The sequence below is a fragment of the Pseudomonas sp. C8002 genome (assembly GCF_013385765.1).
Classification (GTDB): Bacteria; Pseudomonadota; Gammaproteobacteria; order Pseudomonadales; family Pseudomonadaceae; genus Aquipseudomonas.
Genome location: NZ_JACAPJ010000001.1, coordinates 108973 through 123748, shown reverse-complemented (window position 1 = coordinate 123748; position 14776 = coordinate 108973). Strand labels below are relative to the sequence as shown.

Annotated in this window: 16 protein-coding genes; 8 read left to right on the top strand and 8 right to left on the bottom strand. The window is 61.5% G+C overall.

The features are described 5' to 3' along the window. Positions 1 to 24: 24 nt before the first annotated feature. The 4 genes from HX814_RS00610 to HX814_RS00595 form a co-directional block, all read right to left on the bottom strand. Positions 25 to 789, bottom strand: coding sequence for an ABC transporter permease (locus tag HX814_RS00610; RefSeq protein WP_008435867.1), 765 nt, complete (start codon positions 787 to 789; stop codon positions 25 to 27). Further along, on the bottom strand, positions 786 to 1604 hold the full coding sequence (locus HX814_RS00605; RefSeq protein ID WP_003211576.1) for an ABC transporter ATP-binding protein: 819 nt from the start codon (positions 1602 to 1604) through the stop codon (positions 786 to 788). The genes HX814_RS00610 and HX814_RS00605 overlap by 4 nt, the downstream gene beginning before the upstream one ends. A gap of 133 nt (positions 1605 to 1737) precedes the next feature. Beyond that, entirely contained in the window at positions 1738 to 2541 is an 804-nt protein-coding gene (locus HX814_RS00600; protein WP_003211578.1) for an AraC family transcriptional regulator, read from the bottom strand. Positions 2542 to 2737: 196 nt separating this feature from the next. After that, a complete protein-coding gene (locus HX814_RS00595) occupies positions 2738 to 3706 on the bottom strand; it encodes a hypothetical protein (RefSeq protein ID WP_177009748.1) in 969 nt (322 codons plus the stop codon). A 175-nt stretch (positions 3707 to 3881) separates the two neighbouring features. Between HX814_RS00595 and HX814_RS00590 the strand changes: the two genes are divergently transcribed. The 3 genes from HX814_RS00590 (at position 3882) to HX814_RS00580 (ending at position 6043) form a co-directional block, all read left to right on the top strand. Continuing rightward, complete coding sequence (locus HX814_RS00590; protein WP_177009749.1) at positions 3882 to 5378, top strand: PAS domain S-box protein; 1497 nt, start codon at positions 3882 to 3884, stop codon at positions 5376 to 5378. A gap of 132 nt (positions 5379 to 5510) precedes the next feature. Further along, positions 5511 to 5762, top strand: a complete 252-nt coding sequence (locus HX814_RS00585; RefSeq protein WP_003211583.1) for a CsbD family protein — start codon at positions 5511 to 5513, stop codon at positions 5760 to 5762. A gap of 11 nt (positions 5763 to 5773) precedes the next feature. Then, positions 5774 to 6043, top strand: a complete 270-nt coding sequence (locus HX814_RS00580; protein WP_003211585.1) for a DUF1652 domain-containing protein — start codon at positions 5774 to 5776, stop codon at positions 6041 to 6043. Between the two features lie 90 nt (positions 6044 to 6133). On the opposite strand, the gene HX814_RS00575 is transcribed toward HX814_RS00580, so the two are convergent. Next, positions 6134 to 7327 (bottom strand): MFS transporter, encoded by a 1194-nt coding sequence (locus HX814_RS00575; RefSeq protein WP_102369374.1) that lies wholly within the window; start codon positions 7325 to 7327, stop codon positions 6134 to 6136. A 153-nt stretch (positions 7328 to 7480) separates the two neighbouring features. Beyond that, positions 7481 to 7789, bottom strand: a complete 309-nt coding sequence (locus tag HX814_RS00570; protein ID WP_177009750.1) for an RcnB family protein — start codon at positions 7787 to 7789, stop codon at positions 7481 to 7483. 160 nt (positions 7790 to 7949) lie between these two features. Between HX814_RS00570 and HX814_RS00565 the strand changes: the two genes are divergently transcribed. Beyond that, positions 7950 to 8300 carry a LemA family protein gene (locus HX814_RS00565; RefSeq protein WP_003211591.1) on the top strand — a complete coding sequence of 117 codons (351 nt, stop codon included), beginning with the start codon at positions 7950 to 7952 and terminating at the stop codon, positions 8298 to 8300. 11 nt (positions 8301 to 8311) lie between these two features. Here HX814_RS00565 and HX814_RS00560 read toward each other — a convergent pair whose 3' ends face one another. After that, the gene (locus tag HX814_RS00560; protein ID WP_256344142.1) at positions 8312 to 8689 is read right to left on the bottom strand and encodes a DUF4440 domain-containing protein; all 378 of its coding nucleotides are present in this window, start codon (positions 8687 to 8689) and stop codon (positions 8312 to 8314) included. A 72-nt stretch (positions 8690 to 8761) separates the two neighbouring features. On the opposite strand from HX814_RS00560, the gene HX814_RS00555 reads away from it, so the two are divergent. The 4 genes from HX814_RS00555 (at position 8762) to HX814_RS00540 (ending at position 13835) form a co-directional block, all read left to right on the top strand. Then, positions 8762 to 9319 carry a helix-turn-helix domain-containing protein gene (locus tag HX814_RS00555; protein WP_003211595.1) on the top strand — a complete coding sequence of 186 codons (558 nt, stop codon included), beginning with the start codon at positions 8762 to 8764 and terminating at the stop codon, positions 9317 to 9319. An 11-nt stretch (positions 9320 to 9330) separates the two neighbouring features. Beyond that, a complete protein-coding gene (locus HX814_RS00550; RefSeq protein WP_087694088.1) occupies positions 9331 to 10677 on the top strand; it encodes a glutamine synthetase family protein in 1347 nt (448 codons plus the stop codon). A 50-nt stretch (positions 10678 to 10727) separates the two neighbouring features. After that, entirely contained in the window at positions 10728 to 11825 is a 1098-nt protein-coding gene (locus HX814_RS00545; RefSeq protein WP_177009751.1) for a DNA alkylation repair protein, read from the top strand. A 150-nt stretch (positions 11826 to 11975) separates the two neighbouring features. After that, a complete protein-coding gene (locus tag HX814_RS00540) occupies positions 11976 to 13835 on the top strand; it encodes a DUF3857 domain-containing transglutaminase family protein (protein WP_134326886.1) in 1860 nt (619 codons plus the stop codon). On the opposite strand, the gene HX814_RS00535 is transcribed toward HX814_RS00540, so the two are convergent. Next, positions 13832 to 14722, bottom strand: coding sequence for a LysR family transcriptional regulator (locus tag HX814_RS00535; protein WP_003211603.1), 891 nt, complete (start codon positions 14720 to 14722; stop codon positions 13832 to 13834). The genes HX814_RS00540 and HX814_RS00535 overlap by 4 nt on opposite strands. Between the last annotated feature and the right edge of the window lie 54 nt (positions 14723 to 14776).

Here is a 14776-nt window from a genome sequence, read left to right as displayed (position 1 = left end):
ATCAAGCTCCGCAAAAATAAGGGGTTAAACCGCAACTTCACGTTCCGCTTCGTTGGCCTTCCACGGCATCAACTTGCGTTCTGCCAGCTTCACCGCCGTGTTCAGGATCAGCGCGAGGGCGATGATGCCCACCAGTGCGGCAAATACACCGGCGGTATCGAACTGCGAGGCTGCATCCGAGAGCAGGTAGCCCAGGCCCCGGTTGGCGGCGATGATCTCGCCCACCAGCGCGCCGATCAGCGCATAGGGCACCGACAGGCGCAGGCCGGTGAATACCCAGGTGAAAGCGGACGGGATGACCACCATGGTCAACAGGTCGCGCTCCTTGGCGCCCATCAGGCGCAGGATGGTCAGTTGCTCGCGGGACACGTTGCGCACGCCGCTGTAGGTGTTGAGGAACACCAGGAAGAACACCACGGCCGCGGTCAGGATGACTTTCATCGGCAAGCCGATGCCGAACCAGAGGATGAACAGCGGCGCCAGCGCGACTTTCGGCAAGCTGTAGAAGGCGGTCAGGAACGGGTCGAGAATATCCGCCAGCAGCTTGGCGCGGCCCAGCACCAAACCGGCGATCAAGCCTGCGAGGGAGCCGAAGAAGAAGCCCAGCACGGCTTCCAGGGTGGTGATGCCGGCGTGATAGAAGAACACCCCGTTCATGAGGATTTTCCACAGGCTTTGCGCCACCGCCGAAGGCCGGCTGATGAAAAATTCCACGCCGAACCAGCGGGACACACACTCCCAGAACACCAGCAGGAAAATCAGGAACAGCAAGCGATAGACCTGGATCATACGACCTCCAGCGAGTGAGCCAATGAGGCGGGATCGGCAGCACCGGCGACGTCGGGCGCCAAGCGTTTCCAGAGGGCGGCGCAGAGTTCCACGTAGCGTGGGTCGGAGCGCAATTGCACCAGGTTGCGTTCACCGCCCAAGGGAATATCGAGCACATGGTCGATGGTGCCCGGGCGACCGGCGAACACCACGCAGCGGTCCGCCAGCGCGATGGCTTCATCGACATCGTGGGTGACGAACAGCACGGTTTTATTGAGCTTGCGGCACAGGCGCAAGAGTTCGGTCTGCAGGGTCAGGCGCATCTGCGCATCAAGGGCGCCGAAGGGTTCGTCCATCAGCAGGGTTTCCGGGTCGCTGGCCATCAAGCGCGCCATGGCCGCGCGTTTGCGCATGCCGCCGGAAAGCTGGTTGGGGTAGCTTTCGCCAAAACCGGTGAGGCCCACCAGCGCCATCAGCTCCTCGACGCGACTGTCGATCCGGGCCTTGGGCATGCGGCGGATTTGCAGCGGCACGGCGATGTTGCCGGCCACGGTGCGCCACGGCAGCAAGTGGTCGGCCTGGGTCATGTAGCCGACACGGGTGTTGACGCCCTTGACCTCGGCGCCGTCGTAATGCACCTGGCCCTCCGTGGGGCCGAAGAGCCCGGCGGTCATGTTGAGCAAGGTGGACTTGCCGCACCCCGAAGGGCCGACCAGGGTGATGATTTCGCCCCGCTGAACTTCAAGCGATACGTTGCGCACGGCCACAAACTGGCGGCCCTCGACTTTGAAGCTTTTTTGCACCCCTGCGAAGCTGATAAAGGGTTTTGCACTCACCGCCCCTCCTCGTCCGGTAGGCCGGACTTGTTTGTTGTTGACGGGGTGAGGATGAACGGATGACGGATTTGCGGCGCACGGGATCGGGCCGGATCATGCGCGGGATCGGGACATCAAAAAAGTTGAGGCGGTATCAGCCGCGGCGCCACTCATCCGGCGACACGCCCAGCACCCGGCGAAACACATGGGCCAGGTGTGACGGTGACTCATAGCCGACGTTATTGGCGATCTCCAGCACCGACATGCGGGTGTGCCGCAACAACGTCTGCGCGCGCTCCAGGCGCAGGCGCTGGACGTACGCCAGCACCGTCTCGCCGGTGTGCAGCGCGAACAGCCGGGTCAGATGGCGGCGCGACATGTGAAATGTCTCGGCGATTTCATCCAGCCCCGGCGCATGTTCGAGGTTGCCTTCCACGTACGCCTTGACGTCACGCACCAGCATGGCGCCGTGGCGCTCGGTAGATGAGCGTTGCAGACTCGGCTGGCTGAGGGAAATCGCCAGGCATTCGAGCAGCAGCAGGTGATCGGCCTGGGCCACCTGGCGGCGGCGGTCGATGTACAGGTCGGGTTGGCTGAAGGCTTTTTTTGCCAGGAGCAGATGGTGCAACGGCGCGGAGGTTTGCCAGATGCCCAGGGTGGGCACGCGCAGCAAGCGGTTGGCGTCACCGGACAGGTCACGCAAGGCGTAGTGCATGTAGTCGGGGTCGACGTAGAACGCCACGTGGCCCTGGCTGGCGGTGAGTGACGAGGAGGAATGGCTGGATTGCGGCGGCACCAGTACGAACTGGCGGTCGATCACCGAGGTGGTGCGCCCGCTTTCCTCATCCTTGAAACGCAACAGGCCGTGCTCGGGCACCATCAGCATGAATTCGTCGTGGGCATGGGCCCCGGTTTCATAGGCGCCGTTGGAGTTGAAGACGCTGTAGATGTCGCGCATCGCCAGGCACTGCCAGTGGATGTTGGAGTGCTGACACTAGCATGTTTGGTGCCAGCGAAGCATTGTGGCGAGGGAGCTTGCTCCCGCTGGACCGGGCTGGCGCTCCAGTGCGTAGCGCTCCCCTCTTTTTTGGGGCCGCTTCGCAGCGCCCAGCGGGAGCAAGCTCCCTCGCCACATAAATCACCTCAGGTCATGATCAGGCCAACGGTACACGACGGGTGGAAATCGCCAGGCGACCCACGCCGAAGCTCAACGCTGCGCCCAGCAGCAACATCAACAAGGTGCTCCACGCAGCACGGGACAGTTGCTTGGCCGCGACTTCACCGGCTTCACGGGCTTTCTGTTCAGCCTGTTGCTTCAGTTCGTCAACCTTCTGCACGGCCTGCTGGTAGGCCTGGGCGTAGTTGTCGACAATCTGGGTGGCCTCAGCCTGGCTCTTGCCGGTACGGGCCGCAACAATGTTGACCAGTGCCTGCTTGTCCGCCGCGTTCAACGCCGGCTCACCGGAAGCCTTGACCCGCTCGAACCACTGCTTCAATTCATCACCGGCCTGGGCTGGGTTGGTCGCCGCATCGTTGGCCGATTGCTTGCCATCCGCAGCGGCTTGATCGGCTTTTTGCTCAACGTTGGCCGGGTCCAGTTCAGGCTTGCCGCTCTGCTTGAGCAGTGTGTCGAGCTGGCCTTGCAGGCTGTTCCAGTCCAGCTTGATGCCCTGCTCATTCAGTTGCTGCTTGACGCTGTCGCTGATACCCGGCGCCACGGCGGCGATCCCGCTGCCGGCAGCCGACAGGCCCTTGCCGACGACATTGCCCGCCGCCCCCACAACGCTGGTGGCCAGCGCGGCCAGCAGCCAGGTGGTGAGCAAGGTGGTGATGGTCCAGCTCAGCACGCCGTGCAGGCCGCCGCGATCCGGCGCGGTGCGCCCGGCCACGAATGCACCGGCACCGATTGCCAGCAGCGTCGAGACAAACAGCCAGATCCCGGCACCGGTGCCGAAACCGCTCAGCGGGTTACCCGCGGCCATCGGGTCTACCGCACTGGCGCCAATCGCGGTGCCAAGTACGCTCAATACCAGATAGGTCACCAGGGCAATTGCACTACCGGCCAATACCGAGCCCCAGGACACACGAAACAGCGAACGGTTGGTTTCATAGACAGTGGTCATGTTAAATCCTTTGAACAGTGGGTAGGTGGCCAGTTTGGCGAGGCACCTGCCCTGCGGTCTCGACACAATTGCACTAGGCGCACTGGTGCATTCGCACCCCGCGCCGGGCACTTTCTCTGCACTATCCTGAGCCTCAGGTGTCGTACTTCCCATGCGACTTACCCCAGGAGAAACCATGAGCCAGGCCGTCCTCGCCAAAGAAACCAACCGCCGCCAACTGCAGCAGATCATCTCCGGCTTGTCCGACGGCGTGATCCTCGCCGAGGCCGACCAGACCATCCTCTGGGCCAATGAAGCCGCGCTGCAGATGCATGGCGTGGATAAAGTCGAAGACCTGGGTGCCAACACCAAGGAATACGCCGCGCGCTTTGCCTTGCGGTATCGCAACAACCACCCGTTGGTGCTGGAGAATTATCCTCTGAGCCGGGTGGCAGACGGTGAAGAGTTCAGCGATGTGGTGGTGGAAGTCACCCCCACCGGCGACGAGGAAAAAGTCTGGGTGCATCGCCTGCGCAGCCTGGTGCTCGACGACGCGTCGGGCGAGCCGGAATTGCTGGTGTTGATCCTGAGCGACGCCACCGAATGGGCCAGCGCCGAACAGCGCTTCGAAAAGACCTTCAATGCCAACCCGGCGCCGGCGGTGATTTGCCGCCTGAGCGACCTGCGCTACATCAAGGTCAACCAGGGCTTCCTGGAGATGACTGGCTACAACCGCGACCAGGTGATCGGCCACTCGGTGTATGAACTGGACGTGCTGGAACAGGCCGAAAACAAGGACCTGGCCGTCAAGCGCCTGGGCGAAGGCGCGACCATTCCACAGATGCAAGCCGAACTGAAACTGCCCGAAGGCGGCAGCAAACTGGTGATCGTGGCCGGCCAGCCGCTGGACATGAATGAGGAAGACTGCATGCTGTTTTCCTTCACCGACCTGGAGCCTCGCCGCAAGGCCGAAACCGCCCTGCGTCAGAGCGAGGAACGCTTCGCCAAGTCGTTCCGCCTGACGCCGGTGCCGACCCTGGTGTGCAACGCCGCCAACCGCCAGGTGGTGGATATCAACGAAGCCTTCATGACCATCACCGGCTATACCAGTGAAGAACTGATCGGCAAATCCATCGAAGACATCGACTTTATCGACAGTGCCCAGGCCTGCACGCAACTGTTCACCACCCTGGAAAAAGCCGGCAACCTCGACGGCCTCGACCTGAAGATTCGCAAGAAAGGCAATGAGCTGATCGACTGTGTGCTGTCTGCCGACACCGTCAGTATCCAGGATGTGCCCTGCTACCTGCTGGTGCTGATGAACATCACCGAACGCAAGCGCTCCGAGCTGGAACTGGTGGCCGCGATCGAGGAAGTGATGCAGGACGCCTCATGGTTCAGCCAGACGCTGATTGAAAAACTGGCCAACGCCAAGAGCGTCAACAGCCCCAATGTACCGAACATTTCCTTTACCGACCTGACCGCCCGCGAGCGCGACGTACTGGGGTTGATTTGCGAAGGCCTGGCCGACAAGGAAATCGCTTCGCGCCTGAAACTGGCACCCAACACCGTGCGTAACCATGTGGCCACGGTGTACTCCAAACTGGGGGTGCATAGCCGTAGTGCAGCCATCGTGTGGGCCCGTGAGCGCGGGCTGTTTGCCGGTGAGTTGCGGGTTAAAAAGCCGAAATAGAGTGCAAATGCACTAGTGCGACCGGTGCAAATTCGCCTTATTGCGCGGGGGTGCACTGCTTAACCTTGAAGGGTGGGCATAGGGCTTAGGGTCCTGTGCCGTTGAGATGTCATGCCCTTTAAGGAATCCATCATGAAAAGCGAACAAGTCAAAGGCGCCGTGGAAAAAGTGGCCGGCAAGGCTCAAGGTTTTCTGGGTGATCTGACCGGTGACGAACGTCTCCAGGCCGAGGGTGTAGCTCGCCAGGCCGCTGGCCAGTTGCAGCAAACCTACGGTGACGCGCTGGACACCGTCGGCGATTTCGCCAAGCAAAAACCCCTGGCAACGGTTGCGATCGTCGCCGGTGTCGGCCTGCTGCTGGGCCTGTTGCTGCGTCGTCGCTGAGGAGAACCCTGATGTTTACGCTCTCCCAACTGCGCAACTGCATCGAAGAGGCCCTGTCGCCCCTGACCTGCGAATTCACCCTGTGCCGTGACGCGTCGTTGACGCTCAAGGTCTTCGACGCCGAAAGCGGCCGGGTGGATTTGGTGGTCACCGGGATCAGCGTCAACAAGCTGCAGACCCCGCAGGAAGTGGAAAAGATGGTCGACGAGTTGCGGTACGAATTGCAGAGCAACACCGTCGGTAAACTCAGGCTGGATGACCTGCCGCTGCGCCCTTTGTAGGAGCGGGCTTGCTCGCGAAAAACGCCCGGGCACCGCGTTCATTCAGGCGTGGCCCGTTATCGTTAACGACCTTCGCGAGCAAGCGTGCTCCTACAGTATGTCGCGGGCTTTCAACGACGCCCCGATAAAATAGAACACCCCTCCCCCGACAATGAACGCTGCCAACATGTAGAACATGTAGTGGGCCGGCAGGTTGGCCAGCACCAGCCCGCACAGCACCGGCCCCAGGGCAGCACCGAGGTTGGAGAGGTTTTGCGCCCCGTAGTACATGCCCCGCAGGTTGTCCGGGGCGATGCGGTCGATGAACATGTACTCGGCCGGAAACACCACGATTTCGCCCACGGTGAAAATCGCCATCGCCAGGATCCACCACCACACGTTGCTCGCCAGGGCAAAGCCAATCACCCCCAGCATGAACATGCCCAGGCCGAAGATCAGCCACTGGCTCAGGTAGCGGTGGGAAATGCGCCGGCCAATCGCGTATTGCAGGGCAATCACCAACACCGCGTTGGTGGTGAGTACCGCGCTGATGATGGTGTAGGTGTATTCGGCGGTAGTGGTGGTCACCAGGTACTGCGACAGGTACGCGGTGAACTGGCCGAACACCACGGCACTGAGCAGGCCGCCGACGGTGAAGCACACCAGTCGGTGATCCCGCAGCAATACACGCCCCACCGCGAGGAACGACACCGGCTTTTGCGTGGTGTCTACCGTGGCCAGCGTGCGGTCGCCCCAACGCCAGTACAGCAGGAAAAAACCGAAGCCCAGGACCGCCGACAGGATAAACGGCAAGCTGATATCGAGCTTGGCCACCATCGCGCCAAAAAACGGCCCTACGGCATAGCCGATATTGGTCAGGGTGTACTTGATGGAAAACGCTTCGCTGCGCTCATCTTCCGGCAACAGGCTGGCAAACCCGGACTTGATCGCGATGTCGATCACCGCGTACGCCAGGTTGATCAGGATCAGGCAACTGTAGAACGACCAGATTTCCCGGGCCAGCACCGTGCCGATAAACCCCAGGGCAAACACCACACTCAAGCTGAGCAATAGCCTGTAGCTGTTGATGCGGTCTACCAGGAAACCGCCGTAGACACTCAGCAGCGAGCCGACGATCAGCGAGCTGCCGATCACCAGGCCGACCTGGCTGATGTCGAGGGCAAAGTGGTTGGTGAGGTAGATCACCAGGTACGGGAAGGTGATGGCCTTGGCCAGGGTGAGGATCAGCGTGGCCGACAACAACAGGTTCACGGTACGCGGGTAATTTCTTATTGTGGCAAGCATCCTGCTCTCATTCCAATCAAGGTAAAGGGACCATTGCGGCCCGCAGCGGACGTACCTTAACGCAAAACAAGAAGAAAAAAATGCTGGTTTATGCATTTATGCAAAAATCAAATCCAGCGGGATGAAGCGCGATCACCCATCCCGCCGAACGCTTTATTTTTTAACGGGGGTGATGTCGAGAATCGTGCCGTTGGTGGTTTTGAGCAATACGTACTTGTCGTTCACTCGAGCCCACTGGCTGTCTTCTTCCGGCTGCTTCAGGCCACGTTTCTTCCAGTCGGCAATGGCCGACTCCTTACGCATCAGAATGTCTGGCGCGCGGTCTCCCGTCTTGAGGTCGCGGGTATTGATATTCGAAGGCTGCACGGTTTTTTGCGGGGTATCCGCGGCCTGGACGGTGAGACTCGCGGCGGACAGGCCCGCGGCAACCAGCAGGCAGGCAACAAGGGATTTGGACTTCATGAGCACTTCCTTCAATGAATGACGCGTAAAGATTCCGACCGCAGCGGCGTGGAATCATTCAGCGCCGTGATGGAAGCGGCAGATGGATGGGCGGCCAGCGACCGGGCCGGCGATTAATCAGATAAGATTGGTTCCTTTTTCCAGCCGCTCAGGAATTCCAATGACTGGTACCCACGTCATCATCATTTTCGTGACCGTTGTCACCTTGCTCGCGCTCTACGTGTTCGGCACCTACAGGGAACTGGTGGCCCTGCTCGATCGCTGCAAAAAAGCCTTCGGCCAATTCAAGGAGGCCGAACAACAATTGGCGGCGGCGCAAAATGCCTCGTCACCCAGCGCAGAAATCGCCAGCCTGGAAAGCCGTGTCGCGTTCACCCGCCAGCTCTTCCACGACTCGGTCAACAACTACAACACCTACAAGCACAAGTCGCCGACCTCGGTGGTGGCCGAGCTGCTCGGGCATCGTGATGATGTCAGCCTGTCGGGGTTCGAGGCCAAGCGTACGGTCTGACCTGCCGGCGCTTACACAGGTGCACGCTGACGTGTCGGCGTGCCCTGATGAAACACCATCTGCCACTGCCCGCCGCTTTCGCGCCACACCGAACTGCGCAACGACTCCCCCGCCGCATTTGCATCCGTCGCCGCGCGCTGGCAGCGATACGTCACCAACGCCACGCCTTCGGCCAGCACCTTCATTGCAAAGTCACTGACGCTTCGGGCTGAAAACACCTCATCCTGCAGCCCCTCGATCACCTCGGCCTTGCTGCCCCACACATTGCCACTGGCACCAAATTCGACGAAATCATCCGCCAGCAGCACCGACAACCGCGCCGCATCTGCACGGGTGGTGCATTGGTGCAGCTCCTGTTCCAGGCGGCGTAAATGCTCTGCCAACTCCATACCCATTGCCCTCGTGAAATTAATCCTGTAATTTTTCATGAAATTTCCCGATAAGAATTTCACGAAGCGCCCATGGACAAGCAAGAAGAACTCGACGCCCTGGCGATCCTGATCCACGACCTGCGCAAGCACAAGAAGCTCACCCTGGCGCAACTGGCGCAAAAGATCGAGCGTTCCGTGGGTTTCCTGTCCCAGGTTGAACGCGGCCTGTCGCGCCCGACCGTGGCCGACCTCACGGCCATCAGCCACGCCCTCGGTGTGCCCACCACCTATTTCTACAGCCTGTCCAAACCCAAGGCGGTGGACTGGGTCACCCGCCCCAACGAACGGCGCACGGTGTATTACGCCAATGGCATCACCGACATCCTGGTGTCGCCGAGCATGCACGGCGCGTTCTCGATCCTCGACAGCCTGCTGGCCCCCGGTGCCAACAGCGGCGAACAAACCATGAGCGACCGTGCCGAACAGGCCGGTTACGTGCTGGAGGGCGAGTTGACGCTGTGGGTCGAGGGCGAGCCGGACTCGGTCACCCTGGGCCCCGGCGACAGCTTCCACCTGGCCAGTTTTGCCCACTGCCGCTACGGCAACCTGACCGACCTGCCAGCCCGCGTGCTGTGGGTCTATAACTAGGAGCAACACCCGTGAAAAGCCATGCTTCCACGCTTTTGGCCGAAGTCCGGACCTTTCGCCAGAACCATCCCGATGTGCGCTACGTCGACCTGATTGCCCTGGACATTCCCGGGCATTTCTACGGCAAGCGCTACCCGGTGGAGATGCTGGAAAAGGTCGCCGCCGGCAGCCCGTTGAAACTGCCGCAGAACGCGGTGCTGCTGGGTGCCCAGGGCGGCCTGTTCAAGATCGGCGACTATTGTTTCCACGACGGCGACCCGGACGCCAACCGCCGCCTGGTGCCCGGCACCCTCAAGCCGGTGAGCTGGGAGGCGCAGCCGCTGGGGCAGATGTTGATTACCTCCGACGGCACCGAAGCGCCCATCGAATTCGAACCCCGGGAAGTACTGGCCAAGGTGCTGGAACGCCTGCAGCGCAAAGGCATTCACCCGGTGGTCGCGTTCGAGCTGGAGTTCTACCTGTTCGACAAAAAGCTCAGCGACGGCCTGCCGCAATTTGCCCGCGACCCGCTGAGTGATGACGCGGACGACCAGCCCAACTTGCACATCGAGCGCCTGTCACGCTTTGCGCCGGTGTTGGACGATATGGTCGAGACGGCCAAGGCCCAGGGCATCGACATCACGGTGATTACCGCCGAACTCGGCCCCGGCCAGTTCGAAATCAATTTCGGCCACCTGGAAGACGGCCTGCGCGCCGCCGACTGGGCCGCCCTGTTCTGCCGCAGCACCCGTGGCGTGGCCCTCAAGCACGGCTATCGCGCCAGCTTCATGGCCAAGCCTTACCTGCAACACCCCGGCAGCGGCATGCATGTGCACGTCAGCCTGTACGATGCGGCGGGCAATAACCTGCTGGCGGCCCACCAGCAGCAACCGTTGCGCCACGCAGTGGCGGGTTGCCTGGAACTGCTGCCGCACTGCATGCCGATCTTCTCGCCCAACCACAACGCCTTCCGCCGCCTTGGTGGCACGGTCAACGCGGCAACCCGCGCGTGCTGGGGCTTTGAAGACCGTGACGCGTGCGTGCGAATCCCTGAATCCGACCCGCGCAACCTGCGCATCGAACATCGCCTGGCGAGTGCCGATGCCAACCCGTATCTGGTATTGGCGGCGATTCTGGTGGGGCTTGAGCATGGTCTTGAAGCAGCGAAGGAGCCCATCGCCCCGCTGAACGAAGACCGCAACAGCGGCGCGGACTTCCCCGTGGAAATGCTGGAGGCGGTGCGCGCCATGCAGCATCAGCCGACGTTGCGCGAAGGCCTGGGCGCGGAGTTTGTCGACGTGTATTGCGAAAACAAACGCCAGGACCACCTGGCATTCCAGCAGGAAATTCATGCGCGGGAATATCGCTGGTATCTCTAGGCACTGATGGTTAGCCTCGTGGGCATCTCTGGCTAACCGCGGACTTGCCCATGACCGACCAAAGCGCCCCGGCCCTGAAGGAAATCTTCAACGCCGAACGCCTGCAACACATCGCCAGCGAAATGACCGCGGTGTACCCGGCGTTCGACGCCAAGGGTTTTCTCAAACACGCCAAGGCCGGGTTGGCAGACCTATCGGTGATGCAGCGCATGGCGCGGGTCAGTGAAAGCCTCAACGCTGTGATCCCGCTGGATTATCCGCAAACCCTGAAGTTGCTGTATGCCCTGGCCCCTCGGCTGAACAGCGCCTTTGTCAGCCTGATCCTGCCCCACTACGTTGCCAGCTACGGCGGCGATGATTTCAAGCGCTCCATGGCTGCCCTCAAGTACTTCACCACCTTCGGCTCCGCCGAGTTTGCCGTGCGGCATTTTCTGCTGAAGGATTTCAAGCGCACCCTGGCGGTGATGCAACAGTGGTCGCTGGACGACAACGAACACGTACGACGCCTCGCCAGCGAAGGTTCACGGCCACGGCTGCCATGGTCGTTTCGCCTGGCCGAGGTGCAGGCCGATCCGAACCTGTGCGCTTCGATCCTCGACAATCTCAAGGCCGACAGCAGCCTCTACGTGCGCAAGTCGGTGGCCAACCACCTCAACGACATCACCAAGGACCATCCGGATTGGGTGCTGGGCCTGATCGAAGGCTGGTCCCTGGATAACCCCCACACCGCGTGGATCGCCCGCCACGCGCTGCGCAGCCTGATCAAGCAAGGCAACACCCGGGCGCTGACGATCATGGGCGCCGGGGCCAGGGCCGAAGTGAAGATCCATCAACTCAAGGTCGAGCCGGCGGCGATCAAGTTGGGGGAGCGGATCAACCTGTCCTTCAGCCTGGAGTCCACTGCCGATTCGTCGCAAAAGCTGGTGGTCGACTACGCCATCGACTATGTGAAAAGCGCCGGTCACAGCGCGTCCAAGGTGTTCAAGCTCAAGGCATTTACCCTGGGTGCCGGAGAACATCACGCCATCAGCCGTGGCCAACATATCCGTGAATTGACCACGCGCAAGCACTATCCCGGCAAGCATGCGGTTCATGTGCTGGTGAACGGTGAGCGGCTGGGAAGCGTCGAGTTTGAACTCGAAAAATAATCCTTAAAACATTAACGAAGGCTCTAGATCGGGCATTACAGCGAAATTAATTGTCGGACAATGCTAGGCATTCGTGTTGCGATCCATTATCATCCGGCGCCTTCTCGGTACCCCTAGGGTACTTGTGTCAATGTTCCGCCTGAGGCGCCCATGCTCCGTTTTTCGTTTTACCGTCCCCTGATCTGCATCAGCTGGGGGCTTGCCAGCCACAGCGCGCTTGCCGCCCTGCAACCAATGGCCGAAGCCCCGCTGGCCAGCGACACCGAGCTGCATTGCCACTTCAACCGCGACGCCAGCGTCGACTGCACTACCCGCTTTCACTACACCATCCTCAAGCCAAGCGGCCGCGAAATGCTCTCGCGGATCGACTTCAGCTACCAGGAAGAAGACGGCTTCGAACTGATCAAGGCCGAGTCCACCCAGCCCGGCGGTAAACCTGTGCCCCTGGACCCGACGCAAATCGACACCCGCACCGCCCCCAACCCGGACCAGGGTTTCTCCCGGGAAAAACAGACCTCGCTGGCGTTTCCCAACCTGCGGGTCGGCACGCAAATCCGCTACACGGTGCGCGAACATCACCCGGCCAAACCGCTGATGACCGAGTTCTACTACGCCTTGCAGTTCGGCCCTAACGCCGCACGGCGCGACCACTTCAAGGCACGCTTCACCGCCGAGCGGCCGATCGAGTGGCGCAGCGAATTGATGGAGGGTTTCAGCATTACGCCATCGGCCAATCGCAAGACCCTGGACGTGGTGCAAAAGGCCCCGACCTACCTCAGCTACATCAACGAATCCGCCAACGCCTACATACGCCACGCCCCGCGTATCGAAGTCGGCAGCTCCCTGGATCGCCAGCAGTACTTCGGCGGCTTTGCCGAACGCTACAACCAGATCCTCGGCGCCAAGCTGCCGCCCCAGGGCGCCGCCGCCGTGGCCGCCGTTCGCGGCTTGCCACCGGCACAACAGGTGGCCGGCCTGATGCAGCACATCAACGACCACTATCGTTACCTGGGCGACTGGCGCGCCTCGGATCGCGGCTATGTGCCCTTCAGCCTGGCGGAGATCGAACAGCACGGCTACGGCGACTGCAAAGACCTTTCGACGCTGCTGGCGGCCATGCTCAAGGCCAGCGGGATCAAGGCCGAACCGGCCTGGGTCAGCCGCGGCGATGTGGTTAACCCGCTGCTGATTCCCGGTACCGGCGCGCCGAACCACGCCATCGTCCGCGCCGAAGTCGATGGCCAGGTGTGGTGGCTGGACCCGACCAACCCGATCTTCGCCCCCGGCCAGACCCTGCCCGACATCCAGGACCGCTGGGTGCTGGTGACCAACGCCGAGGGCCAGGTACGTGAAGAACACATCCCGCTGCAACCCGCCGCCCCCACGTTGATCCTCGACAAACAGGAGCGCTTCGACGCCCAGGGCACCGCCCGGGTCTCGGCCACCGTTGATTTTCGCGGCATGCCGCTGATGCAACTGAGCGTCGCCGACCGCCAGCAAGGCGCCACCGCCAGCGACCAGAACATCTGCGACAATTTCGGCAAACAGATCACCGACTGCCAGGTCGAGCGCCCCGCCACCGCCTTCTTGATCCCGGCCAGCTACAAGGTCAGCGCCACCCTGACGGACATGCGGCCCCTGGAACCGCTGGGCAACGACCACATCTACAACGATGCCTTGCTGCAAGAGAAATGGGACGGTCTGCTCAACTACCGCCGCAATGGGCAACTGGCCGACTTGTACATAGGCAACCCCGAGACGCTGGATTACACCATCACACTGTCGGGTGGGCAGATCGACAAGGACATCAAGGCTTGCCAGGTACGCTCGCCGTGGTACGACCTGGACCTGACGGGTGAGCGCGTCAAGGGCGACTGGCGTTATCACTACGTCCTGACGCAGAAAATACGCTGGCTGACCCACGATGAAATTGTCAGCGCGCCGTTTGAAAAAATGATCAAGGAGATCCGTGCCTGTGGTGAGCAGGTGCATCAGGTGGTGAAGCTCTAACCCTCCCCCAGCAAAACCCCTTGCTCCCGCGCGCAGAGTTCCACCAGGTAATCCCACAACACCCGTAACCTTACCGACTTGTGCAACTCGCGCCGGGAGCTGATCCAGTAGCTGCGCTGGATGCTCTCCGCCGGCAGCAGCGGCACCAGGTCCGGGTCGCTCGCCGCCATGAAGCACGGCAATACGGCAATTCCCAACCCCGAGCGCGCCGCCTGGTGCTGGGCGATCACGCTGGTGCTGTGGAACACCACTTTGGGGTTGCGGCAGAAACTGCTGAGGAATTTCAGTTCCTGGCTGAACAGTAAATCGTCGACGTAATCGATCCAGGCGTGCACCGCCAGGTCCTCGCGTTTTTCAATCGGCGGTGTGCGGTCCAGGTAGCTGCGGCTGGCGTAGAGCGCCAGGCGGTAGTCGGTGAGTTTGCGGGTCACCAGTTGGTCGACGCTGGGGCGTTCGAGGTGGATGCTGATTTCCGCTTCGCGGTTGAGGATGCTGACAAACCGTGGCACTGCCAGCAGTTCCACTTCCAGGCCCGGGTAGCGTTCGAACAGGCCGCCCATGCGACTGGCCAGGAACATCACGCCCAAACCCTCGGCCACCCCCAGGCGGATCTTGCCCAGGGGCGCGGCGGAATGAGTCAGTTCTTCTTCGGCCAGCAGCGCCACGTTTTCCATGGCTTCGGCATGTTTGAGCAGGGCTTCGCCGGAGGGCGTGAGTTCGTAACCCTGGGCGTGCTGCACGAACAGCGCAGTGCCCAGGCTTTTCTCGATGGCCTCGATGTGCCGGGCCACGGTGGCGTGGGTGGTTTTCAGGCGTTGCGCCGCCGTGAGCAAGCGTCCGCTACGCTGTAACTCAAGAAAGAACCGCAGATCATTCCAGTCGAACATGCCTTCCCCTTCTTCCCCTGAACAGCAGCGTTGTCTAAAAACGCACAGCAGCTG